Consider the following 23,430-nt stretch of genomic DNA (forward strand, 5'->3'; position numbering starts at 1 on the left):
GGCGGCGGGTCGGAAGGGTCCCGGCGCAGCGGGCGGCCGTCCGGTGCCGGGTGTGCGCCTCAGTGATGGCGCAGCTCGTGTTCCAGCTGGTCGACGATGACCGGGACATGGCTGTGCGGTACGTCCTTGACGGCGGTGACCAGGGTCACCGGGCCACCCGCCCGGACCAGTTCGACCAGTTCGCCGACGGCCGCCGTGTGGGCGGGATCGGCCAGTTCGGCGCGGTAGCGCTCGACGAACGCGTCGTAGCGGGTGGCGGTGCGGTCCTGGTGGTACCAGTCGCGGAGCTCGTTCGACGGGGTGATGTCCTTGAGCCACCTGTCGATCGCGGCCTTCTCCTTGGACTCGCCGCGCGGCCAGAGCCGGTCGACGAGGACCCGGGTGCCGTCGCCGTCCTCCTTCGGCTCGTACACCCGGCGTACGCGTACCTCGCTGCTGCCCACGGTCGGCCCTCCTGTCGGCTGCGGTCGGTCCCCGCTGCCCAGGATCACTCAGGCCCGTACGTCCCGCCACGCCGCCGGGATCGCCTCCGCGACGTCCTGTGCGGCGACCGGCGAGCCGTCGGAGGCGTGGCGGGCGGCGAGTCCGTGCAGATGGGCGGCGGCCGACGCGGCGTCGCGCGGGGCGAGGCCCGCGGCCAGCAGCGAGCCGGTCAGCCCGGAGAGCACGTCACCGCTGCCGGCCGTGGCCAGCCAGGAGGTGCCGGTCGGATTGACCCGTACGGGAGTGCCCGGTTCGTCGGCGGCGACCAAGGTCGTCGAGCCCTTGAGCAGGACCGTGGCGCGGTAGCGGGCGGCCAGCTCCCGTACGGCGGCGAGCCGCCCGGCCTCGACCTCCTCGCGCGGGACGCCGAGCAGCGCGGCGGCCTCACCGGCGTGCGGGGTGAGGACGGTCGGCGCGGTGCGCGCGCGGACGGCACCGGCGTCCAGCAGCCGCAGCCCGTCCGCGTCCACCAGCACCGCGACCTCCGCCGCCAGCACGTCCCGGACCGCCTCGGCGGCCTCCGTGCCGTCACCGAGTCCGGGCCCCACGACCCAGGCCTGCACCCGCCCCGCCTTCGACGGCGGCCCCGGGTGGACCAGCGTCTCCGGGTGCCGGGCGATCACCGCGTCCGCGCCCGGACCGACGTACCGCACGGCCCCCGCGCCGCCCCGCAGCGCCCCGGAGACGGCCAGCACCGCCGCGCCCGGGTACCGCGCGGAACCGGCGACGACGCCGACGACCCCGCGCCGGTACTTGTCGCTCTCCGCGCCGGGGACGGGCAGGAGCGCGGCGACGTCCGCGTACTGGAGCACCTCCAGGTCGGGGGTGTCCGGCAGTTCGGGCCCGAGCCCGATGTCGACGAGGTGCAGCGCGCCCGCCCGTTCGGCGGCCGGGTCGATGAGCAGGCCCGGCTTGTACGTGCCGAAGGTGACGGTCGCGTCGGCGCGCACCGCGTCGCCGAGCACCTCGCCGGTGTCGGCCTCGACCCCGCTGGGCAGGTCCACGGCGAGCAGCGGCGCGCCGGTCGCCGCGAAGGCCCGCACCAGCTCGGCGGCGCCCGGCCGCAGCCCGCCCCGGCCGCCGATGCCGGTGATCCCGTCCACCACCAGGTCGATGTGGCCGCCCCAGGCGTCCGCGCCCTCCGCGATCCGCCCGCCGGCCGCGAGCAGGGCCGCGAGACCGCCCTCGTGGGCCCGCTCGGGCGCGGTGAGCACGGCGCGCACACCGGCGCCCCGGCGGGCGAGCCGGGCGCCCGCGTACAGCGCGTCGCCCCCGTTGTCGCCGCTGCCGACGAGGAGGACGACCCGGGACCCGTACACCCGGCCGCGCCGTCGCAGCACATCGGCGCAGGCCGCCGCGAGCCCGGCGGCGGCGCGCTGCATCAGCGCGCCCTCGGGCAGTCTGGCCATCAGGGCCCGCTCGGCGGCCCGTACGGTCTGAACGCTGTAGGCGGTACGCATGTGCTCAACCCTCCGCGATCACCACGGCCGACGCCACCCCCGCGTCATGGCTGAGGGAGACGTGCCAGTGCCGTACGCCCAGCTCGGCGGCGCGGGCGGCGACCGTGCCGCGGACCCGCAGCCGGGGCTGCCCGCTCTCCTCGACGTACACCTCGGCGTCCGTCCAGTGGAGTCCGGCGGGTGCGCCGAGCGCTTTCGCGAGGGCCTCCTTCGCGGCGAACCTGGCGGCGAGCGAGGCGATGCCGCGCCGCTCGCCGCTGGGCAGCAGCAACTCCTTCTCCACGAAGAGCCGGTAGGCCAGCTGCGGCGTACGTTCCAGTGCCTCGTCGAACCGTTCGATCTCGGCCACGTCGATCCCGACCCCGATGATCACGTGTGTTCCCTCATTCCTGGCTGGCTTGCGTGCGTGCAAGCAAGCTAGCCGGAGCGCGGGCTACTCCACGGTCACGGACTTCGCCAGATTGCGCGGCTGGTCCACGTCGTTGCCGCGGGCCGTCGCCAGTTCGCAGGCGAAGACCTGCAGGGGCACGGTCGACACCAGCGGCTGGAGCAGCGTGGGCGTGATGGGGATCCGGATCAGGTGGTCGGCGTACGGGACGACCGCCTCGTCGCCCTCCTCGGCGATGACGACGGTGCGGGCGCCGCGGGCCCTGATCTCCTGGATGTTGGACACGATCTTGTCGTGCAGCACGGACCGGCCGCGCGGCGAGGGCACCACCACGACGACCGGGAGGCCCTCCTCGATGAGGGCGATCGGGCCGTGCTTGAGCTCCCCTGCGGCGAAGCCCTCGGCGTGCATGTAGGCGAGCTCCTTGAGCTTCAACGCGCCTTCCAGGGCCACCGGATAGCCGACATGGCGGCCCAGGAAGAGCACGGTGCCGTGACCGGCGAGGGAGCGGGCGAGCGCGCGTACCGGCTCCATGGTCTCCAGGACCCGTCCGACCGCGCCGGAGATCTCGGAGAGCTGGCGGATGACGGTGCGGATCTCGTCGCCCCACTTCGTCCCGCGGAGCTGTCCGAGGTACAGGGCGACGAGGTAGCAGGCGACCAGCTGGGTGAGGAAGGCCTTGGTGGAGGCGACGGCGACCTCGGGCCCGGCGTGCGTGTAGAGCACGGCGTCGGACTCCCGGGGGATGGTGGAGCCGTTCGTGTTGCAGATGGCGAGGACCTTGGCGCCCTGCTCGCGGGCGTGCCGCAGGGCCATCAGGGTGTCCATGGTCTCTCCGGACTGCGAGATGGCGATGACGAGGGTGCGGTGGTCGAGGATCGGGTCGCGGTAGCGGAACTCGCTGGCCAGCTCGGTCTCGCAGGGGATCCGGGTCCAGTGCTCGATGGCGTACTTGGCGATCATCCCGGAGTGGAAGGCGGTGCCGCAGGCGACGATGACGACCTTGTCGACCTCGCGCAGCTCGTGCGGCGGGATGCGCACCTCGTCGAGGCGGAGCGAGCCCTCGCCGTCGATCCGTCCGAGGAGCGTGTCGGCGACGGCCCTGGGCTGTTCGGCGATCTCCTTGAGCATGAAGGAGGCGTGGCCGCCCTTCTCGGCGGCGGAGACGTCCCAGTCCACGTGGTACTTGCGGACCTCGGCGGGCCGCCCGTCGAAGTCGGTGACGGTGACCCCCTCGCGGCGCAGCTCCACCACCTGGTCCTGCCCCAGCTCGATCGCGGAGCGGGTGTGCGCGATGAACGCGGAGACGTCGGAGGCCAGGAAGGACTCGTCCTCCCCCACTCCGACCACGAGCGGCGAATTGCGCCGGGCCCCGACCACCGTGCCGGGCGCGTCCGCGTGCACGGCGACGAGGGTGAAGGCGCCCTCCAGCCGGCGGCAGACCTGCCGCATCGCCTCCGCCGGGTCGGCGCAGGCGGAGTACGCCTCGGCGAGCAGATGGGCGACGACCTCGGTGTCGGTGTCGGAGGCCAGCTCGTGGCCGCGCTCGGCGAGTTCGGCGCGCAGGGCGGCGAAGTTCTCGATGATCCCGTTGTGCACGACGGCGACGCGGCCCGCGTTGTCGAGGTGCGGGTGGGCGTTGGTGTCCGTGGGGGCGCCGTGGGTGGCCCAGCGGGTGTGTCCGATGCCGGTGGTCCCGGCCGGGAGCGGCGCCTCGACGAGGGCCTTCTCCAGGTTGACGAGCTTGCCGGCCTTCTTGACGGCGGCCAGACCGCCGTCCGCGAGCACGGCGAGGCCCGCCGAGTCGTAGCCCCGGTACTCAAGGCGCTTGAGACCCGCGACGACGACGTCCTGCGCCGACTGCCCACCGACGTAACCGACGATTCCGCACATACCGTTCCCTTCCTGGCCATCCACCCCTCTTCTTCGCATCGTCGCAGAAGGCGAACGGAGCGGCAGGGAGGACGGCGTGACGGGCGGCGGACGGCGAGGAGGACCGTGCGGCGGGGAGTGGGCCCCGGACCCGGTCGCGCGGGTGGGTCCGCGGGCCCTGTCCCCGGTCCGGACGCGTTCCTACGCTCGAAGGCTCGTGGGAGACGCACGGGGGCTGACCGAAGGGCGGGGCGGCATGACGGGAAAGAGTGGCCGGACGCGGTGGTGGACGCGCCGGTACGGGAGGGGCCGGGGGTGCGAGGGCCAGACTGCGGTCGAGTACGTGGGCATCGGCGCCGTCGTCCTCGCCCTGATCCTGGCGATGCTGATGGCGGGCCGGGCGTCCGGAGTGGGCGTGGCCATCGGCGGGCGGCTCTGCCGGGCGGTCGCCACGATCGGCGCGGGCGATGCGGCGGACTGCGCCGGGTCCGGCACGGGCGACGGCACTTCGGGGAGCGAAGGCGGCGACGGCTCCTCTGACAACGATGTCGACGGCGCGGACGCGCCGACCCTGACCGCGAGCGACTCGTCCGGCGACGACACGGAGGACGGCGGGGAGGACCCGTTCGAACCGGACAAGTGCCTGCTGTCCTCGGACGACCGCAAGACCACCACCCGGATCCAGATCCTGTTCTTCAAGATCTCCAGCTCGGAGCAGGTGGCCATCGAGCAGTGGTCGGACGGCTCGGTCACCCTCTCCCGGAACGTGGACGTCGGCACCGGCGTCGAGGGCGGCATCAGCGCCAGCATCGGCAAGCTCGGCAACTGGAGCGGCGAGGCCGAGCTCAGCGGCGGCTACAACTGGAGCTCCGGCAGCGGCGGCCAGTGGATCTTCAACAGCCACAAGGAGGGCGCCACGGCCCAGGAGGACCTGGAGCACAACGTCGAGGACGCCAAGAAGTACGCCAAGCTCCTCGCCAAGAACGACGAGTGCGGCAACGACCCCGACCCCGAGGGGCAGATCGCCTGCGCGGCCGCGGCGAGCTGGTACGTACCGGACCAGGACCCGGAGAAGGCGCCGGACGTGGACATCAGCAGGACCACGACGGAGGCCTCGGGCGAGGTCGGCTTCGGGCTCTCCACCCACAAGGGCGCCGACGAGGACGACAACGTTGCCAACGTGGGCGCCTCGGGGTCGATGAGCGATGACGTGACCGTGCTCCGGGCCCAGTCGGGCGAGGACGCCGGGAAGATCACCTTCGTCTACACCTTCACGATGAACGGAAAGCTGGAGGCGGACGCGGCGGGCAAGGTCGGCGCGTCGGGCGAGGGCACCCATATGCAGCAGGTGGCCGTCACCTACGACGCCGCGCGGTACGACAAGGAGAACGACGACGGCGAGCCGCACCACCCGCAGAAGATGGAGATCACCACGAGCCAGCAGGACGGCGTCGCCGGCAAGGGCGACGGCGGTACGGAGGTCGAGGTGTCGGGCGGAAGCGGACTGACCCTCAGCGTGGAGGGCGGCGCGGGCAGTTCGACGTCCACCCTGCACACCGAGTCCGCCTCGGTGGACCTGGACACGGACGAGAAGAGCTCCGCCGTCGAGGACTGGCTGCGCGGGCGCGGGAAGCAGCCGGCGAAGGGCACGCTCCCCTCGCCGCGCGACGCCGCCGATCCGCTCACCGAGGACGCGAGCCCGGTACAGAAGCTGCTCCACGACGACGCCAAGGTCACCAGCCTCGACTACGACGTCAACAAGGACTGGTGGGACGCCTCGCTCGCGATCGGCATCGGCATCGCCGCCGGCTCGGTGAACCTCGGCTTCAAGCTGTTCGGCCTGTCGGTGGAGCACGAGGAGACCGAGCAGACGATCACCGGCAATCCGACGTACGCCGGAAAGCCGGCGGACGACGGCACGCGCCCCTGGAAGCCGTTCACCAAGTGCACGGACGTGAAGCCGGTCGAGAGCTGATCGGGTTCGTCATCACGGTGCGGAGTGTCGGCGGCCTTTCTTTGCCGACACTCCGGAGCACGGCGCCCTCCCTGCCGACCGCCTCCGCGCGGCGCGAGTCGTCAGGCCCCGGGGGAACCGGTTGTTCAGCGGTGTACCGGGTGGCCGGCGCGCCATCGGGTCGGGGTCGTTCCACACCGCGACGTACCACTCGACGAACCGGTCGGTATCAAGGCCGATGTCCATGAGCGGGACGCTATTTCCGCTCCACTGACACCGTGTGTCAGTGGACTGCGACAGACTTCACCGCGACCGGCCTGACCTCCACGGACATCGGGCGATCAGCGGCAGATCCGGTGACACGGCCGGGGCCACGCGCCCCGTCGGCACCGGCACGCGGACCGGACGCCCGCCCCGCACAGCCTGTGAACCTTTCCGGCCCCTGCGGGGAACAAGGGGTGACGCACTCCCCCGCCGACCCCAGGAGCCGATGTGACCGGACCACCGGCCAGCACCGACGACGATGCCGAGGTCGTCGCGCAGTCGCTGGAGGAGCCCGAGATCTTCGCCGGGCTCTACGACCGTCACGCTCCGGACATCCACCGCTATGCCGCCCGCCGCCTCGGGGAGGGCGCGGCGGACGACATCACGGCGGAGACCTTCCTCATCGCCTTCCGCTCCCGGCACCGCTACGACGGCTCCCACCGCAGCGCCCGCCCCTGGCTGTACGGCATCGCGGCCCATCTCATCGGCAAGCACCGGCGCAGCGAGGAGCGCGGGCTCCGGGCCCTGGCCCGTACCGGTCAGGACCCGGTGGCCGCCTCCTGGAGCGACCGCTCCGACGACCGGATCGCCGCCCAGGCGCCCCTGGCGGCGGCCCTCGCCGCGCTCTCGCCCGGCGACCGCCATGTGCTGCTCCTCGTCGCCTGGGCCGACCTCGGGTACCAGGAGGTCGCCGAGGCTCTGGGCATTCCGCTCGGCACCGTGCGGTCCCGGCTCAATCGCGCCCGCCGCAAGGTCCGCGAGGCGCTCCGCCTGGACCCCTCGTTCACGCCCGACGCCATGGAGCTGACCCCGTCATGGACGAAATGACCCAGCTGCGCGAGCTGCGCGCGGACGCTCCCCTGCCCGACCGGGCCACGCTCGCCCCGGGCCGGCAGCGGCTCACCGAGGCCGCGTCCCCGGGCCGCCGCGTCCACCGGCTGCGGGCGGACTGGCGAATCGCCGCGGTCGGCGCCGCCGCGGCGATCACCGTGGCGGCCGTGCTCGGCACCCGGCTCGGGGACGCCGCCGGGCCCGCCCGCTCCGGGCCCGCCTCGACCGCCGGGACCCTGCGGCTGGACAGCCCGGCCGAGGTGCTGAACCGGGCCGCCGACGCGCTGGAAGGGCGGCCGGCCGGTCCGGAGCCGCGCGACGACCAGTGGATCTACACGAAGACGGTGCGGGCCGCGCAGGAGAGCCGGGACGGCGCGCCCGCCACCCGGGTCGAGTACGGCCCCGACGAGTGGGTTCCGTACGACAACTCCGCCGCGGCCAAGCACGGCAAGGACTCCGGCTACCGCACGGCCCGCCAGGTCTACCGGGCCGCCGCCGCGCTGCCCGACGACCCGGCGCGGCTGCTGGCAGAGATCCGCTCGATCTATCCGACCGGCGACACGACGGAGGACCCGCCCGAGGCCGAGGCCCAGCACAGCTTCCGGGCGATGGGGCTGATGGTCGGGTCGTACCCGCTCCCGCCGGCCGCCCTCGCCCGGCTCTACCGGGCCATGGCCACCATCCCCGGCGTACGCGTCACCGACCACCTGGTGAAGGACGCCGCCGGGCGCGAGGCCATCGCCATCACCCGGAAGGAGGACGGCCTCCATGAACAGCGGGAGATCCTGCTCGACCCGCACGGCTTCGGCTACGCCGGTCTGCGCTTCGTGGTCGCCGAGGACTACGAGTACGCGCTCTCCGACGGCGAGGTGAAGCTCCAGACCATCACATTCAAGGCCGGGCAGATCCTCACGAGCGAGGCCCGGATCAGAGCCGCCGTCGTCGACTCCAGGGGCGAGAAGCCCTGAGTCGCACGGTGGGCCGCCCCGCCACCGGGGCGGCCATGAACCCGGGTCCGGTGTCCGCTACAGGGGTGCGGACACCGGACCCGGGTCAGGAACGGCACCGGCCGCACCCCTCCCCACGTGACCGAGCCCACCCCCCACTCCGTCCGAACTCCCGCGACAATGAACCCCGTGATCACTTCGCCGCCACGGAGCACCCCCCGACGCGCCGAGCACGCGGCGACGCCGTACGTCGATCTGTCCCGCGCCGAGTGGAGCGCCCTGCGCGACAAGACGCCGCTGCCGCTGACCGCCGACGAGGTGGAGCGGCTGCGCGGGCTCGGGGACGTCATCGACCTCGACGAGGTGCGGGACGTCTACCTGCCGCTCTCCCGGCTCCTCAACCTCTACGTCCAGGCCACCTCGGGTCTGCGCGGCGCCCTGAACACCTTCCTCGGCGACGCGGGCAACGGCCATGGCGCGCAGCGCGGCACCCCGTTCGTCATAGGCGTCGCGGGCAGTGTCGCGGTCGGCAAGTCCACCACCGCGCGCATCCTCCAGGCGCTGCTGGCCCGCTGGCCCGAGCACCCGCGCGTCGAGCTGGTGACCACGGACGGGTTCCTGCTGCCGATGAAGGAGCTCCGGGCCCGGGGCCTGATGTCGCGCAAGGGGTTCCCCGAGTCGTACGACCGGCGCGCCCTGACCCGTTTCGTCGCCGACATCAAGGCCGGCAAGGACGAGGTGACGGCGCCCGTCTACTCGCACCTGATCTACGACATCGTGCCCCAGGAGCGGCTCACCGTACGCCGTCCCGACATCCTGATCGTCGAGGGGCTGAACGTGCTCCAGCCCGCGCTGCCCGGCAAGGACGGCCGGACCAGGGTCGGTCTCGCCGACTACTTCGACTTCAGCGTGTACGTGGACGCGCGCACCGAGGACATCGAGAGCTGGTACCTCGACCGGTTCCGGAAGCTGCGCGCGACCGCGTTCCAGGATCCTTCCTCGTACTTCCGCAGGTACACCCAGGTCTCCGAGGAGGAGGCCATGGAGTACGCGGCGACGATGTGGCGGACCGTCAACAAGCCCAATCTGCTGGAGAATGTCGCGCCCACCCGGGGCCGTGCCACCCTGGTGCTGCGCAAAGGCCCGGACCACAAGGTCCAGCGGCTGTCCCTGCGCAAACTCTGAGCCTGCGAGCCTTCTGGGAGTGGCCACGTGCTGCATCTGCGCCTGATCGTCCCCGCCGACCGTACGGACGAGGTGGTGCACCTGCTGGAGAGCACCGTCGGTACGACGCATCTCGTCGTGCTGGCCGGGGCCGCCCGCAATCCGGCGGGTGACCTGGTGCTGTGCGATGTGGCCCGTGAGGCGGGTGACGGGCTGATCTCCGCGCTGCGCCGCCTCGGCATCGACAAGTCCGGTTCGATCACCGCCGAGAACATGGACCTGACGCTCTCCGCCCACGCCGACCGGGCCGAGGAGGCCGCACCGGGCGAGGGCGCGGACGCGGTGCTGTGGGAGGAGCTGACGGAGGCGACCCACGAGGAGTCGACGTTCAGCGTGACGTACGTGGCGTTCCTCACCGTCGCGACGATGCTCGCCGCCTGCGGTGTGATGCTCGACAACGCGATCCTGATCGTGGGCGCGATGGCGGTCGGCCCGGAGTTCGGGCCGCTGGCCGGGATCTCCACGGCCCTGGTGCAGCGTGCGCCACGGCTGGCGCTGCGTTCGCTGTACGCGCTGATCGGCGGCTTCGCCGTCGCGATGGTGCTGACGGTCGGGTTCGCCTGGCTGATGGACGCCCTCGGGCTGTTCACCCGCTCGATGATCGAGGCGGACCGTCCCAACACGGCGTTCATCTGGAAGCCCGACGCGATGTCGTTCGTGGTGGCGTTCCTCGCCGGGATCGCCGGGACGCTCTCGCTGACCTCGGCGAAGTCCGGGGCGCTGATCGGGGTCGCCATCTCGGTGACGACGGTGCCGGCCGCGGCCAACGCGGCGGTGGCGTTCAGCTACCGCGACTACCACCAGATGACGGGCTCCACGACCCAGCTGCTGGCGAACCTCGGCGGGATCGTGGTCGCGGGGACGCTGACCCTGCTGGTCCAGAAGGCGCTGTGGGCGGGCCACCGCCGCCGGACGACCCGCGTCGCGGGCCCGTCCGACGGCCTCTGAGACCGCCCGGCACGGACGGTCCCGACGCGGACTATCCCAGCGCGGACTTCACCACATCGGCCAGCCGTCCGGCGACCGCCCGCGCCTGCTCGATGTCGGCCGCCTCGACCATGACCCGCACCAGCGGTTCCGTACCCGACTGGCGCAGCAGCACGCGTCCGGTGGAGCCCAGTTCGCGCTCGGCCTCGGCCACGGCCGCGGCGATCTCCGGGGAGGTCGCGACCCGGGACTTGTCGACGTCGCGGACGTTGATCAGCAGCTGCGGCAGCCGCCGCATGACCCCGGCCAGATCGGCGAGCGTACGGCCCGTGCTGGCGACCCGGGCCGCCAGCAGCAGCCCGGTCAGCGTGCCGTCGCCGGTCGTGGCGTGGTCCAGGACGATGACATGGCCGGACTGCTCGCCGCCCAGCGCGTAGCCCTCGGCCTTCATCGACTCCAGTACGTAGCGGTCGCCGACGGCGGTCTGGACGAGCTGGATGCCCTCCCGCTCCATCGCGATCTTGAAGCCGAGGTTGGACATGACGGTGCCGACCACGGTGTCCTTGCGCAGCTGACCGGCCTCGCGCATGGCGAGGGCCAGGACGGCCAGGATCTGGTCGCCGTCGACCTCCTCGCCGGTGGCGTCCACGGCCAGGCAGCGGTCGGCGTCGCCGTCGTGCGCGATGCCGAAGTCGGCGCCGTGCTCGACGACGGCGGCCTTCAGCGGCTCCAGGTGGGTGGAGCCGCAGCCGTCGTTGATGTTCAGGCCGTTCGGGTCGGCACCGATCGTGATCACTTCGGCACCGGCCCGCGCGAAGGCCTCGGGCGAGACCCGGGCGGCCGCGCCGTGCGCCTCGTCGAGCACGACCTTCAGCCCGTCCAGCCGGTTCGGCAGGACCGCGACGAGGTGGGCCACGTAACGGTCGAAGCCCTCCGCGTACTCGGTGACGCGTCCCACACCGGCACCGGTCGGGCGCTCCCACGGCTCACCGGTGCGGTGCTGCTGGTAGATCGACTCGATCCGGTCCTCCAGCTCGTCGGAGAGCTTGTGACCACCGCGGGCGATGAACTTGACACCGTTGTCCGGCATGGAGTTGTGGCTCGCGGAGAGCATCACGCCGAGGTCGGCGCCCAGTGCGCCGGTGAGGTACGCCACCGCCGGGGTGGGCAGCACACCGACGCGCAGGACGTCCACGCCGGCGCTGGCGAGACCGGCCACGACGGCGGCCTCCAGGAACTCTCCGGACGCGCGTGGGTCACGGCCCACCACGGCGGTCGGCCGGGTCCCGTCGAGCGTGCTTTCCTCGGCGAGAACATGCGCCGCCGCGACCGAGAGACCGAGCGCCAGCTCGGCCGTCAGATCCGCATTGGCGACACCGCGCACACCGTCCGTGCCGAAGAGTCGTCCCACTGGTGTCCTCCGAAGATGCTCCGAAACCGCACAACCAAATCAACCAAAGCCACACGGCACACCATGCGCACAACACCGCGCGCCGCGCGCCGGGCAACACGGCGCCACGTGACCGGCGCAGCGCCACATAAACAAGCCTATGAACGTCTTATGCCGTTATACGCCTGAGGGTGCCGATAGACGAACGCCCCGGCAGCACGAAGAGTGCCGCCGGGGCGAACGTGTACAGCAGGTGAGCAGGCGGATTAGCGCTTGCTGTACTGCGGGGCCTTACGGGCCTTCTTGAGACCGGCCTTCTTGCGCTCGACCGCACGGTCGTCACGCGAGAGGAAGCCGGCCTTCTTCAGCGGGGCGCGGTTGTTGTCCACGTCCGCCTCGTTCAGCGCACGGGCCACACCGAGGCGCAGGGCGCCGGCCTGACCCGAGACGCCGCCACCCGAGATGCGGGCGATGACGTCGTAGCGGTTGTCGAGCTCGAGCACCTTGAAGGGCTCGTTGACTTCCTGCTGGTGCACCTTGTTGGGGAAGTAGTCCTCAAGGGTGCGACCGTTGATCTTCCACTTGCCGGTGCCCGGAACGATCCGGACGCGGGCGATGGCGTTCTTCCGACGGCCAAGGCCGGCGGCGGGCTGCGGGTCGCCGAAGCGGGAGGCCAGCGACTCGCTGGTGTACTCGCCCTCGACGGGAACCTCGGACTCGAAGGTGGTCACCTCGGCGAAGACCTCTTCGCCCTCGGTGCCCTCGATGGGGTTCTCAACAGTGGTCTCGGCCACGATTCTCCTCAGATCTTTCTTTTGGTCTTAGGGGGAGGCCGGAACTACTGCGCGACCTGGGTGATCTCGAACGGGACCGGCTGCTGAGCAGCGTGCGGGTGCTGGTCGCCCGCGTAGACCTTGAGCTTCGAGAGCATCTGACGGCCCAGGCTGTTCTTGGGGATCATGCCCTTGATGGCCTTCTCGACGGCCTTCTCGGGGCTCTTGGCGAGCAGCTCGTCGTAACGGACGGAGCGGAGACCACCCGGGAACCCGGAGTGGCGGTACGCCATCTTCTGGGTCTTCTTGTTGCCGGAGAGGTGGACCTTCTCGGCGTTGATGATGATGACGAAGTCGCCCATGTCCATGTGGGGGGCGTAGATCGCCTTGTGCTTGCCGCGGAGGAGGTTCGCGGCCGTGGTGGCCAGACGACCCAGGACGATGTCCTGCGCGTCAATGATGTGCCACTGACGCGTCACATCGCCGGGCTTGGGGCTGTACGTACGCACTTCGTAGCCTTCGCTTCTTCAGTGGATGGGGTCCAGACACATGGCACCTCTGAAGCGATCATGCAGCTGGGGCTCACAATGCCGGGGACGCTGCCCGTATGCGAGCCACTGGTAACTGCTCCAGAGAACCTACGTAAGGGCCCTACGCGTGAGAACGACGAAGCCAATACGCATAACAATCGACGAGACTACCCGCCCTGCCCCGGACGGGTCAAAACGCGTGGCCCTCGGGCGGGCGGCAGCGGAGTTCCCCGCGGGGGTGCAACCGCGTCACCGCGCCCGCTCCACCCTCCGCTCGTCCCACACCGGCTCCGTCGTCTCGCGTACGACGCCGTCCGAGCCGAACACCAGATAGCGGTCGAAGGACTTCGCGAACCAGCGGTCGTGCGTGACGGCCATCACGGTCCCCTCGTAGACCTCCAGACCATCCTGGAGCGCCTCGGCCGACTCCAGGTCCAGGTTGTCCGTCGGCTCGTCCAGCAGCAGAGCGGTCGTACCGGCCAGCTCCAGGAGCAGGATCTGGAACCGCGCCTGCTGCCCGCCGGACAGCTTCTCGAAGGGCTGGTCGCCCTGGCGCTCCAGCTCGTAGCGGCGCAGCACGGACATCGCCCCGCCGCGGTCCTTGGCATGCTCGGTCCAGAGGATCTCGACGAGCGTCTTGCCCAGCAGCTCCGGGTGGGCGTGGGTCTGCGCGAAGTGCCCCGGGACGACCCGTGCCCCGAGCTTCCACTCCCCCGTGTGCGCGACCGGCTCACCCGCGAGGAGCCGCAGGAAGTGCGACTTCCCCGAGCCGTTCGAGCCGAGGACGGCGACCCGTTCGCCGTAGAAGATCTCCAGGTCGAACGGCTTCATCAGCCCGGTCAGCTCAAGGTTCTTGCAGGTCACCGCCCGCACCCCGGTCCGGCCGCCGCGCAGCCGCATCCTGATGTCCTGCTCGCGCGGCGGCTCCGGCGGCGGGCCCGCGTCCTCGAACTTCTTGAAGCGGGTCTGCATCGCCCGGTAGCGGGACGCCATGTCGGGGCTGATCGCCGCCTGCTGCCGCAGCCGGTGGACCAGCGCCTTCAGCCGGGCGTGCTCCTCCTCCCAGCGCCGCAGCAGCTCCTCGAACCGGGCGAACCGGTCCTTGCGAGCCTGGTGGTACGTGTCGAAGCCGGCGCCGTGCACCCATACGTCGCTGCCCGCCGGGCTCGGCTCCACACTGACGATCTTCTCGGCGGCCCTGGACAGCAGCTCGCGGTCGTGGGAGACGAAGAGGACCGTCTTGCGGGTCTCCTTGAGCTTCTCCTCCAGCCACCGCTTGCCGGGCACGTCGAGGTAGTTGTCCGGCTCGTCGAGCAGCAGCACCTCGTCGGGGCCTCGCAGCAGCGCCTCCAGCACCAGCCGCTTCTGCTCACCGCCGGACAGCGTGCGCACCTCGCGCCACTGCGCCTTCTCGTACGGGACACCGAGCGCGGCCGTGGTGCACATGTCCCACACCGTCTCGGCCTCGTAGCCGCGGGCCTCCGCCCAGTCGCTCAGGGCCTGCGCGTACTTCATCTGCGCGGCCTCGTCGTCGACGGTGAGGATCAGCTCCTCGGCCCGGTCGACCGCCAGGGCCGCCTCCCGGATGCGCGGCTGGGAGACGGAGACCAGCAGGTCCCGCACCGTGCGTTCGTCCCGCACGGAGCCCACGAACTGCTGCATCACCCCGAGCCCGCCGCTCACCGAGACGGAACCGCCGTGCGGCTGGAGGTCCCCGGCGAGCAGTCTGAGCAACGTCGTCTTACCGGCCCCGTTGGCCCCCACGAGTGCGACGACGGCCCCGTCCGCCACCCGGAACGAAGCATCGCCGAGCAGCACCCGCCCGTCCGGTAGGTAGTACTCCAGATGGCCCGCTTCAAGATGTCCCATGACAGCATTGTCACGGCCCGCGAAGCCCTGGCCCAACCGGTTTACGTCTCCTCTAGGATGCGCGGCATGAGCTTTGGGGATGGGGGGCCCTCCTGGGGGCCCGGGGGCGGACAGACTCCGGACTGGGCTGCGCTGGCCGACGAGTCCGCCGCGCGCAACCGGCGCAAGAAGTGGCTGATGATCGGCGGCGGTGTGCTCGCCACCGCGGCGATCGGCGCGATCGTGGCCACGGCGGTCATCTCGACCAACAAGCACAACGGCGACAACTCCGGCAAGAACGCGAGCGAACTGCCCGCGCCGACCGACCTGCCGGACGAGACGGCCGAGCCCGAGCCGTCCTTCTCCTCGGTGGCCCCGCCGCCCCCGCCGGACCCGAAGGACTACGTCTCCGACCCGAAGAAGGACCGGGCGCCGATCACCGTCGACGCGTTCTTCCCCGGCAAGAAGCTGACGATGGGCGACCGTGTCTACGTCAAGGGCGCGACGCAGCAGACGAAGAACTGCGCCGCGACCACGAAGGGCGCACTCGGCTCGATCCTGGTGAACAACGACTGCGACCAGGTCGTCCGGGCCACGTACAGCAAGGACGGCATCGCCGTCACCATCGGCATCGCGGTCTTCCCGACGGAGGCGCGGGCCAAGAAGGCGGCCCGGCAGTCGAGCGGCAGCATCGCCACGCTGAGCGGCGCGGGCGTGCCGGCCTTCTGCCCGCCCGGCTCGGTCTGCCGCCGCACCTCCAACTCCTACGGCCGCTACGCCTACTTCGCCATCAGCGGGTTCACCAACGGCAAGAGCGTCACCACCGCCGACAAGAACGTCTACGCCACCGGCGACGACCTGACGGACTTCACATTCCGTCAGATCCGCCGCCGCGGCGAGCTCCAGGCCTCGGCCGCGGCCACCGCACAGCCCGGCTGACGGGCCGCGTCCGCCCGTCGCCCCGACCGGACGCTCCCGTGCCTCAGCAGCAGCCCCCGCCGCCGTCCCCCGCGCCGGGAAGCGTGCGCACATTGCGCGCCTCCCGGGCGCGGGCGGCCAGCAACTCATCGGCCGGGTAGGCCACTTCCTCCAGCGTCAGCCCGTGCGGCCGCACCACGTGTACCCCGGGGTCCCGGACCCGGGCCGCGAGCACCTGGGCCGGCCACTCGGCCGGCCGGCGCCCGTCCCCGACGAAGAGCGCCGCGCCGATCAGCGCGCGGACCATGTTGTGGCAGAACGCGTCCGCCTGCACGGTCGCCGTGAGGATCCCGGTCGCCCCGTCCCGTACCCAGCTCAGCTTCTGCAGCGTACGGATGGTCGTCGCGCCCTCGCGCTTCTTGCAGTACGCGGCGAAGTCGTGCTCCCCGGCCATCCGGGCGGCCGCCTCGTTCATGGCGTCCAGGTCCAACGGCCGGTCGTGCCACAGCACATGACCGCGCACCAGTGGATCCACCCCGCCGGGGCGATCGGCGACGCGGTAGGCGTAACGGCGCCACAGCGCGGAGAACCGCGCGTTGAAACCGGCGGGCGCCGGTGCGATCCGCCAGATCCGTACATCGGGCGCCATCCGCCCGGCCATCCGCCGCAGCAGCTTGTCCCCGTGCTCGGCCCACACCTCGTCCGGCAGATCGACATGCGCGACCTGGCCCCGGGCGTGCACCCCGGCATCGGTCCGCCCGGCCACGGTCAGGTCGTACGTCCGCGAGGACCGGGTCACGGTCCGCAGCGCGTCCTCGATCTCCCCCTGGACGGTCCGCCTGGAGGTCTGCTTCGCCCAGCCCGAGAAGTCCTTGCCGTCGTACGCCAGGTCCAGCCGCACCCGTACGAAGCCGGGCTCCACGTCGTCACTCACCCAAGGGTCCTTTTCCGCAGCTGCTCGCAGGTACATACGGAACGGGCCCGCACCGCCCCGAAGGGTGATGCGGGCCCGTCCAGTGGTCTCAGAACGCTCAGGCGTCCTTGGACTCGGCGTCGTCGGCCGGCTTGGCGTCCTCGACGGTCTCGGCCGGAGCCTCGTCCTTCTTGAGGGCGTCTTCCTTGACCGCACGCTTCGTGGCGGCCTCGGCCTCACCGGTGGCCTGCTGGGCCACGGTCAGCGCCTCGACCAGCTCGATGACCGCCATCGGGGCGTTGTCGCCACGACGGTTGCCGATCTTGGTGATGCGGGTGTAACCACCGGGGCGGTTCTCGTACCGCGGGGCGATCTCGGTGAAGAGCGTGTGCACGACGCCCTTGTCCGTGATCGACTGCAGCACCAGGCGACGGTTGTGGATGTCGCCCTTCTTCGCCTTGGTGATGAAACGCTCGGCGACCGGACGCAGGCGACGGGCCTTGGCCTCGGTCGTGGTGATGCGGCCGTGCTCGAACAGCGACTTCGCGAGGTTGTTGAGAAGAAGCTTCTCGTGCGCAGCGCTGCCGCCCAGACGGGCACCCTTGGCGGGCTGAGGCATGGTTTTTCTCCTTGTGTGCTGCACCGGCCGTATCAGGTACCGGTGTCAGTTCCCACGCGGCGGACGCCACGCGGAAGTCTTGGTCAGCCATACGCACCCGGCATCGAGCCCCAGCCCGAAGATCAGGCGCGTCCGGCGATCGAGGACAGAGCCTCACCCCGGTCCGGGGCGCCCAGGAAACCCGGGCGCCCCGGCCGGAGGTGAATCAGTACTGCTCGGTCTCCACGAAACCGGCGTCCGCGTCGTCGTCGGCGCCGAAGGCGTCCGCGGCGGCGGTCGGGTCGAAGCCGGGAGGCGAGTCCTTCAGCGCGAGGCCCATACCGGCCAGCTTCGCCTTGACCTCGTCGATCGACTTCGCACCGAAGTTGCGGATGTCGAGCAGGTCGGCCTCGGAACGAGCCACGAGCTCACCCACGGAGTGGATGCCCTCGCGCTTGAGGCAGTTGTACGAACGGACCGTGAGCTCCAGCTCCTCGATCGGCAGCGCCAGATCGGCGGCGAGCGCGGCGTCCGTCGGGGACGGGCCCATGTCGATGCCCTCGGCGTCGATGTTGAGCTCGCGCGCCAGACCGAACAGCTCGACCAGGGTCTTACCGGCCGACGCCATGGCGTCACGGGGACGCATGGCCTGCTTGGTCTCGACGTCGACGATCAGCTTGTCGAAGTCGGTGCGCTGCTCGACACGGGTCGCCTCGACCTTGTACGTGACCTTGAGCACCGGCGAGTAGATGGAGTCGACCGGGATCCGGCCGATCTCCTGGCCCACCTGCTTGTTCTGGACGGCGGAGACGTAGCCGCGACCGCGCTCGACGGTCAGCTCCATCTCCAGCTTGCCCTTGCCGTTGAGCGTGGCCAGGACCAGGTCCGGGTTGTGTACCTCGACACCGGCCGGCGGGGCGATGTCGGCAGCGGTGACCAGGCCGGGACCCTGCTTGCGCAGGTACATCACGACCGGCTCGTCGTGCTCCGAGGAGACGACCAGCTGCTTGATGTTGAGGATGAGGTCGGTGACGTCCTCCTTGACGCCCGGCACGGTGGTGAACTCGTGCAGGACACCGTCGATCCGGATGCTGGTGACAGCGGCACCGGGGATCGAGGAGAGGAGCGTACGGCGGAGGGAGTTGCCGAGGGTGTAGCCGAAGCCCGGCTCCAGCGGCTCGATGACGAACCGGGAGCGGAACTCGTCAACGACCTCTTCGGTCAGCGACGGACGCTGAGCGATAAGCATGTTGCGTTCCTTCAGTCGTGGGCGCCCACTATTTGACGCCCCCAGATACTGACAAGGGTACGGGCGGCACGACCCCGAAGGGGCCGTACCGCCCGGACCCACGAGCTACTGCGTGAAGCAGAGCCCGCAAAAATCAGACGCGGCGACGCTTGGGCGGGCGGCATCCGTTGTGCGGGGTGGGGGTGACGTCCTGGATCGAACCGACCTCCAGGCCGGTGGCCTGGAGCGAACGGATCGCGGTCTCGCGGCCGGAGCCCGGACCCTTGACGAAGACGTCAACCTTGCGCATGCCGTGCTCCTGCGCACGGCGGGCGGCCGACTCGGCGGCCATCTGCGCGGCGAAGGGGGTGGACTTGCGCGAGCCCTTGAAGCCGACGTGGCCGGCGGAGGCCCAGGAGATCACGTTGCCCGAGGGGTCCGTGATCGAGACGATGGTGTTGTTGAACGTGCTCTTGATGTGCGCGTGGCCGTGAGCGACGTTCTTCTTTTCCTTGCGACGCACCTTCTTGGCTGCGCCCTGACGACCCTTGGGGGGCATGTCTTGACTCCAGATGGAGAGGGGAGGTGATCGGTCCTACAGCGAAGACCGCTGGTTGCTGCGGATGACCGGTGGCCCGGACAACCGCAGTGCGTCCGCTGAGGACTACTTCTTGCCCGGCTTCTTCTTGCCGGCGATCGCGCGACGCGGGCCCTTGCGGGTACGAGCGTTCGTGCTGGTGCGCTGGCCGTGGACCGGCAGGCCGCGGCGGTGACGCAGACCCTGGTAGCAGCCGATCTCGACCTTGCGGCGGATGTCGGCCTGGATCTCGCGACGGAGGTCACCCTCGGTGCGGAGGTTGGCGTCCACGTACTCGCGGATCTTGACCAGGTCCTCTTCGGCCAGGTCGCGAACGCGGGTGTTGGGGTTCACGCCCGTGGTGGCGAGAATCTCCTTGGACCGGGTGCGCCCGATACCGAAGACGTAGGTGAGGGCAACCTCCACGCGCTTTTCGCGCGGGATGTCAACACCTGAAACGCGTGCCATTCAATGGCTCCAGTTGTTCATTCGGGGGTCTTCCGCAGTGCCGCTCCCGACCGCCGACCTCTCGTGTCGAGAGGTGGTACGCCCGGGTCCCCGGCCCCCACCGGAGGTGTCGTCAGCCGAAGCTTGGACGGACTCTGCGTATGTACGTTTTACGTGCGTCGCGCGAAGTACTGCGAGATGCAGGGGGTCGTGCGTCAGCCCTGGCGCTGCTTGTGGCGCAGGTTGTCGCAGATGACCATGACCCGACCGTGACGGCGGATCACCTTGCACTTGTCGCAGATCTTCTTGACGCTCGGCTTGACCTTCATGGGATGTCAGGTTCTCCGGGTCAGTGCCGTCACCGCGCGGAAGCGAGGTGGAGGCAAGATCTACTTGTAGCGGTAGACGATCCGGCCACGCGTCAGGTCGTACGGGGAGAGCTCCACGACGACCCGGTCATCCGGAAGGATTCGGATGTAGTGCATCCGCATCTTGCCGCTGATGTGCGCGAGGACCTTGTGACCGTTCTGGAGTTCCACCTTGAACATGGCGTTCGGGAGGGACTCGATCACGGTGCCCTCAATTTCGATGGCACCTTGCTTCTTGGCCACGCTTCGCCTTTCGAATCGGCTACCTTGATCGACTCTCGGCAACGTATGTGGACACACTGATGCACGACAGCCGACGAGTCAGTCTACGTCAGCGGACCCCAAAAGACGAATCCGTCAAGTTTGCCCAGCCGAGGAGATCCTTAGACCTCCACGAGCGGGCCGGATCCCCCGCCCGGCTCAGCCGATGGGGTCTCCCCTGGTCCTTAAGACCTCGGGCAAGGGTCGGGCGCCGCCTCCACGCCGTACTGCGCGAGCTTCGCCCTGCCGCAGTCGGGGGCGGTCAGGACCAGCGGGCCCTGCTCGGTGAGGGCGATCGAGTGCTCCCAGTGGGAGGACCAGGTGCCGTCCGTCGTGATGACGGTCCAGTCGTCCTGGAGCACCTCGGTCTGCGCCGTACCGAGCGAGACCATCGGCTCGATGGCCAGGCAGACGCCGGGGACGAGCTTGATGCCCTTGCCGCGCTTGCGGGCGACATAGTTCAGCAGGTGCGGGTCCATGTGCATCTCGGTGCCGATGCCGTGGCCGCCGTAGTCCTCGATGATCCCGTACTTGCCGGTCGCGGGGCGGGGCTGGCGGCGGATGTAGGACTCGATCGCCTTGGAGATGTCGACGAGGCGGTTGTTCACCTTCATCGCGGCGATACCGGCCCACATGGACTCCTCGGTCACCCGGGAGAGCTCGACCAGCTCCGGAGCGTGACCGGTGCCCACGAAGGCCGTGTACGCGGCGTCGCCGTGCCAGCCGTCGACGATCGCGCCGGCGTCGATGGAGATGATGTCGCCGTCCTTGAGGACGGTCTTGTCGTCCGGGATGCCGTGGACGACGACCTCGTTGACCGAGGTGCAGATGGTCGCGGGGAACCCGCCGTACCCGAGGAAGTTCGACTTCGCGCCGTGGTCGGCGATCACCTTGCGGGCGACCTGGTCCAGGTCCAGCGTGGTGGCGCCGGGCACCGCCGCCTCGCGGGTGGCCGCGTGAATGGCAGCGACCACCAGCCCCGCCTCGCGCATCTTCGCGATCTGCTCGGGGGTCTTGATCTGCACCATTGCGCGGCGCCTCTCTGCGTCGGACTGCATCAAACGATGGTGTCTACGGCGTACTCACACAACGATACGGCGCAAACAGTCGGCCGCGGCGCCCATGGACGCCGCGGCCGACTGCACAAGTACTGCGGGGTTACACGCTCAGCCCTTGTCGGACTTGAGAGCCTCCATCGCCCGCTCGGTCACTTCGTCGACCTTGCCGAGCGCGGAGATGGTGACCACCAGGTTCTGGGCCCGGTAGTAGTCGATGATCGGCTCGGTCTGCGTGTGGTAGACCTCCAGCCGGGTACGCACCGTCTCCTCGGTGTCGTCATCACGCTGGTACAGCTCGCCGCCGCAGACGTCGCAGACGCCCTCGGTCTTCGGCTGGTTGTACGTCACGTGGAAGACGTGCGAGCCGTCGTTCCGGCAGATCCGACGGCCGGCGATGCGCTTGACCACCTCGTCCTCGGGGACCTCCAGGTCCAGGACCGCGTCGAGCTTGGTGCCCTCGTCCTTGAGCATGGCGTCAAGGGCCTCGGCCTGACCCACGTTGCGCGGGAAGCCGTCCAGCAGGAAGCCGTTCTCGGCGTCCGGCTGGGACATGCGGTCCTTGGCCATCCCGATGGTGACCTCGTCCGGCACCAACTGACCTGCGTCCATGAAGGCGCGGGCCTGCTTGCCAAGGTCGGTGCCCTGGCTGATGTTGGCACGGAAGAGATCGCCCGTGGAGATCTGCGGAATCGACAGGTTCTTGGCAAGGTACGCAGCCTGCGTTCCCTTGCCGGCACCGGGCGGCCCGACGAGGACGATTCTCATCAGCGGAGGAACCCTTCGTAATTGCGCTGCTGGAGCTGACTCTCGATCTGCTTCACGGTCTCCAGCCCCACACCCACGATGATCAGGATGCTCGTCCCGCCGAACGGGAAGTTGGCGTTCGCACCACCGAAGCCGGCCAACGCCATCGTCGGCACAAGAGCGATCAGACCCAAGTACAGCGAGCCCGGCCAAGTGATCCTGTTGAGCACGTAGCTCAGGTACTCGGCAGTAGGTCGACCAGCCCGGATACCCGGGATGAACCCACCATACTTCTTCATGTTGTCGGCGACTTCCTCGGGGTTGAACGAAATCGCCACATAGAAGAAGGCGAAGAAGACGATCAACAGGAAGTACGCCGTGATGTAGTACGGGTGGTCGCCCTTGACGAAGTTGTCCTTGATCCAGGTCGCCCAGCCTGCGGTGGAGTTGGAGAACTGGACGATCAGGGCGGGGATGTAGAGCAGCGAAGAAGCGAAGATGACGGGGATCACACCCGCCTGATTCACCTTCAGCGGAATGTACGTCGAGGTACCGCCGTACGACCTGCGGCCGATCATGCGCTTCGCGTACTGCACCGGAATGCGGCGCTGGGCCTGCTCGACGAAGACGACGAGGCCGACCATAACGAAGCCGATCAGGATGACGGTGCCGAATTCGATCCAGCCGTCGGCCAGCTTGCCGCTGGTCTTGATGGCCCACAGGGCGCCGGGGAAGCTGGCGGCGATCGAGATGAACATCAGGATCGACATGCCGTTGCCGATGCCGCGGTCGGTGATGAGCTCACCGAGCCACATCACGGCCGCGGTGCCCGCGGTCATCGTGATGACCATCACGATGGTCGTGAAGATCGACTGGTTCGGCACGATCTGGTCGGCGACCGGGCAGCCGCTGAAGAGGGCGCCGCTGGTGGCGGTGGCCACCAGGCCGGTGCCCTGGAGGATGGCGAGCGCGACGGTCAGATAACGCGTGTACTGCGTGATCTTGGCCTGGCCGGACTGCCCCTCCTTCTTGAGCGCCTCTAGTCGGGGAATCACCACGGTCAGCAGCTGAAGAATGATGCTGGCCGTGATGTACGGCATGATGCCGAGCGCGAAGATCGTGATCTGCAGCAGTGCACCACCGCTGAACATGTTCACCAGGCCGAAGAGGCTGTTGTTGCCCTTGCTGGCCTGATCAACACAGGTCTGGACGTTCTCGTAGCTCACTCCCGGTACCGGGATGTGTGCCCCGAGCCGATAGAGCACGATGATGCCGAGCGTGAAGAGCAGCTTCTTGCGCAGGTCGGGCGTCTTGAACGCCCGGGCGAACGCGGTGAGCACGGTGCCTCCTGCGACCCCCGCGCAAAGCGTAGAGGTGACGGTCTTGAGGATCGACGAATACGTAAACAGTCAAAGGTCCCCGGGCGG

24 protein-coding genes are annotated in these 23,430 nt (G+C 69.9%); 6 read left to right on the forward strand and 18 right to left on the reverse strand.

Annotated elements, in window-relative coordinates:
- Positions 1-59: 59 nt before the first annotated feature.
- From GA0115234_RS11020 to glmS, 4 genes are read right to left on the reverse strand one after another with little or no spacing between them, the layout of a single operon-like run.
- Entirely contained in the window at positions 60-443 is a 384-nt protein-coding gene (locus tag GA0115234_RS11020; protein ID WP_093540740.1) for a DUF488 domain-containing protein, read from the reverse strand.
- Between the two features lie 48 nt (positions 444-491).
- Positions 492-1,943, reverse strand: coding sequence for an NAD(P)H-hydrate dehydratase (locus tag GA0115234_RS11025; protein WP_093540741.1), 1,452 nt, complete (start codon positions 1,941-1,943; stop codon positions 492-494).
- A 4-nt stretch (positions 1,944-1,947) separates the two neighbouring features.
- Positions 1,948-2,316, reverse strand: coding sequence for a holo-ACP synthase (locus tag GA0115234_RS11030; protein WP_093540742.1), 369 nt, complete (start codon positions 2,314-2,316; stop codon positions 1,948-1,950).
- A gap of 60 nt (positions 2,317-2,376) precedes the next feature.
- The gene (gene glmS / locus GA0115234_RS11035) at positions 2,377-4,224 is read right to left on the reverse strand and encodes a glutamine--fructose-6-phosphate transaminase (isomerizing) (protein WP_093540743.1); all 1,848 of its coding nucleotides are present in this window, start codon (positions 4,222-4,224) and stop codon (positions 2,377-2,379) included.
- Positions 4,225-4,459: 235 nt separating this feature from the next.
- Between glmS and GA0115234_RS11040 the strand changes: the two genes are divergently transcribed.
- The 5 genes from GA0115234_RS11040 (at position 4,460) to GA0115234_RS11060 (ending at position 10,371) form a co-directional block, all read left to right on the forward strand.
- Positions 4,460-6,178 carry a hypothetical protein gene (locus GA0115234_RS11040; RefSeq protein WP_141718418.1) on the forward strand — a complete coding sequence of 573 codons (1,719 nt, stop codon included), beginning with the start codon at positions 4,460-4,462 and terminating at the stop codon, positions 6,176-6,178.
- 471 nt (positions 6,179-6,649) lie between these two features.
- Positions 6,650-7,249, forward strand: a complete 600-nt coding sequence (locus GA0115234_RS11045) for an RNA polymerase sigma factor (protein WP_093540745.1) — start codon at positions 6,650-6,652, stop codon at positions 7,247-7,249.
- Complete coding sequence (locus GA0115234_RS11050; RefSeq protein ID WP_093540746.1) at positions 7,237-8,220, forward strand: CU044_5270 family protein; 984 nt, start codon at positions 7,237-7,239, stop codon at positions 8,218-8,220. Before GA0115234_RS11045 ends, GA0115234_RS11050 begins: the two co-directional genes overlap by 13 nt.
- 168 nt (positions 8,221-8,388) lie before the next feature.
- Positions 8,389-9,384 (forward strand): type I pantothenate kinase, encoded by a 996-nt coding sequence (gene coaA / locus GA0115234_RS11055; RefSeq protein ID WP_093540747.1) that lies wholly within the window; start codon positions 8,389-8,391, stop codon positions 9,382-9,384.
- Positions 9,385-9,411: 27 nt separating this feature from the next.
- The gene (locus tag GA0115234_RS11060) at positions 9,412-10,371 is read left to right on the forward strand and encodes a DUF389 domain-containing protein (protein WP_093540748.1); all 960 of its coding nucleotides are present in this window, start codon (positions 9,412-9,414) and stop codon (positions 10,369-10,371) included.
- Positions 10,372-10,402: 31 nt separating this feature from the next.
- On the opposite strand, the gene glmM is transcribed toward GA0115234_RS11060, so the two are convergent.
- From glmM to GA0115234_RS11080, 4 genes are all read right to left on the reverse strand, one after another.
- Positions 10,403-11,761, reverse strand: a complete 1,359-nt coding sequence (gene glmM / locus GA0115234_RS11065; protein WP_093540749.1) for a phosphoglucosamine mutase — start codon at positions 11,759-11,761, stop codon at positions 10,403-10,405.
- Between the two features lie 245 nt (positions 11,762-12,006).
- The gene (gene rpsI, locus GA0115234_RS11070; protein WP_030979658.1) at positions 12,007-12,534 is read right to left on the reverse strand and encodes a 30S ribosomal protein S9; all 528 of its coding nucleotides are present in this window, start codon (positions 12,532-12,534) and stop codon (positions 12,007-12,009) included.
- 44 nt (positions 12,535-12,578) lie between these two features.
- Positions 12,579-13,022 carry a 50S ribosomal protein L13 gene (gene rplM / locus GA0115234_RS11075; protein ID WP_072486702.1) on the reverse strand — a complete coding sequence of 148 codons (444 nt, stop codon included), beginning with the start codon at positions 13,020-13,022 and terminating at the stop codon, positions 12,579-12,581.
- A 270-nt stretch (positions 13,023-13,292) separates the two neighbouring features.
- On the reverse strand, positions 13,293-14,912 hold the full coding sequence (locus GA0115234_RS11080; RefSeq protein ID WP_093540792.1) for an ABC-F family ATP-binding cassette domain-containing protein: 1,620 nt from the start codon (positions 14,910-14,912) through the stop codon (positions 13,293-13,295).
- A gap of 66 nt (positions 14,913-14,978) precedes the next feature.
- Between GA0115234_RS11080 and GA0115234_RS11085 the strand changes: the two genes are divergently transcribed.
- Positions 14,979-15,830, forward strand: a complete 852-nt coding sequence (locus GA0115234_RS11085) for a hypothetical protein (protein WP_093540750.1) — start codon at positions 14,979-14,981, stop codon at positions 15,828-15,830.
- Between the two features lie 43 nt (positions 15,831-15,873).
- On the opposite strand, the gene truA is transcribed toward GA0115234_RS11085, so the two are convergent.
- The 10 genes from truA to secY all read right to left on the reverse strand — a co-directional run bounded on the left by truA (position 15,874) and on the right by secY (position 23,343).
- Entirely contained in the window at positions 15,874-16,743 is an 870-nt protein-coding gene (truA, locus tag GA0115234_RS11090; RefSeq protein WP_093540751.1) for a tRNA pseudouridine(38-40) synthase TruA, read from the reverse strand.
- Between the two features lie 97 nt (positions 16,744-16,840).
- A complete protein-coding gene (gene rplQ / locus GA0115234_RS11095; protein WP_093540752.1) occupies positions 16,841-17,341 on the reverse strand; it encodes a 50S ribosomal protein L17 in 501 nt (166 codons plus the stop codon).
- Positions 17,342-17,546: 205 nt separating this feature from the next.
- Entirely contained in the window at positions 17,547-18,569 is a 1,023-nt protein-coding gene (locus tag GA0115234_RS11100; protein ID WP_003966937.1) for a DNA-directed RNA polymerase subunit alpha, read from the reverse strand.
- 133 nt (positions 18,570-18,702) lie between these two features.
- Positions 18,703-19,107 (reverse strand): 30S ribosomal protein S11, encoded by a 405-nt coding sequence (gene rpsK, locus GA0115234_RS11105; protein WP_003956432.1) that lies wholly within the window; start codon positions 19,105-19,107, stop codon positions 18,703-18,705.
- A 105-nt stretch (positions 19,108-19,212) separates the two neighbouring features.
- On the reverse strand, positions 19,213-19,593 hold the full coding sequence (rpsM, locus tag GA0115234_RS11110; protein ID WP_018519286.1) for a 30S ribosomal protein S13: 381 nt from the start codon (positions 19,591-19,593) through the stop codon (positions 19,213-19,215).
- Positions 19,594-19,787: 194 nt separating this feature from the next.
- The gene (gene rpmJ, locus GA0115234_RS11115; RefSeq protein WP_003956441.1) at positions 19,788-19,901 is read right to left on the reverse strand and encodes a 50S ribosomal protein L36; all 114 of its coding nucleotides are present in this window, start codon (positions 19,899-19,901) and stop codon (positions 19,788-19,790) included.
- A 60-nt stretch (positions 19,902-19,961) separates the two neighbouring features.
- Positions 19,962-20,183 carry a translation initiation factor IF-1 gene (gene infA / locus GA0115234_RS11120; protein WP_003956442.1) on the reverse strand — a complete coding sequence of 74 codons (222 nt, stop codon included), beginning with the start codon at positions 20,181-20,183 and terminating at the stop codon, positions 19,962-19,964.
- Between the two features lie 203 nt (positions 20,184-20,386).
- A complete protein-coding gene (map, locus tag GA0115234_RS11125; RefSeq protein ID WP_093540753.1) occupies positions 20,387-21,229 on the reverse strand; it encodes a type I methionyl aminopeptidase in 843 nt (280 codons plus the stop codon).
- A 138-nt stretch (positions 21,230-21,367) separates the two neighbouring features.
- The gene (locus GA0115234_RS11130) at positions 21,368-22,024 is read right to left on the reverse strand and encodes an adenylate kinase (RefSeq protein ID WP_093540754.1); all 657 of its coding nucleotides are present in this window, start codon (positions 22,022-22,024) and stop codon (positions 21,368-21,370) included.
- Positions 22,024-23,343 carry a preprotein translocase subunit SecY gene (gene secY, locus GA0115234_RS11135; RefSeq protein WP_093540755.1) on the reverse strand — a complete coding sequence of 440 codons (1,320 nt, stop codon included), beginning with the start codon at positions 23,341-23,343 and terminating at the stop codon, positions 22,024-22,026. Before secY ends, GA0115234_RS11130 begins: the two co-directional genes overlap by 1 nt.
- Positions 23,344-23,430: the final 87 nt, after the last annotated feature.

It is taken from the genome of Streptomyces sp. DvalAA-43 (assembly GCF_900091725.1).
GTDB lineage: Bacteria > Actinomycetota > Actinomycetes > Streptomycetales > Streptomycetaceae > Streptomyces > Streptomyces pulveraceus.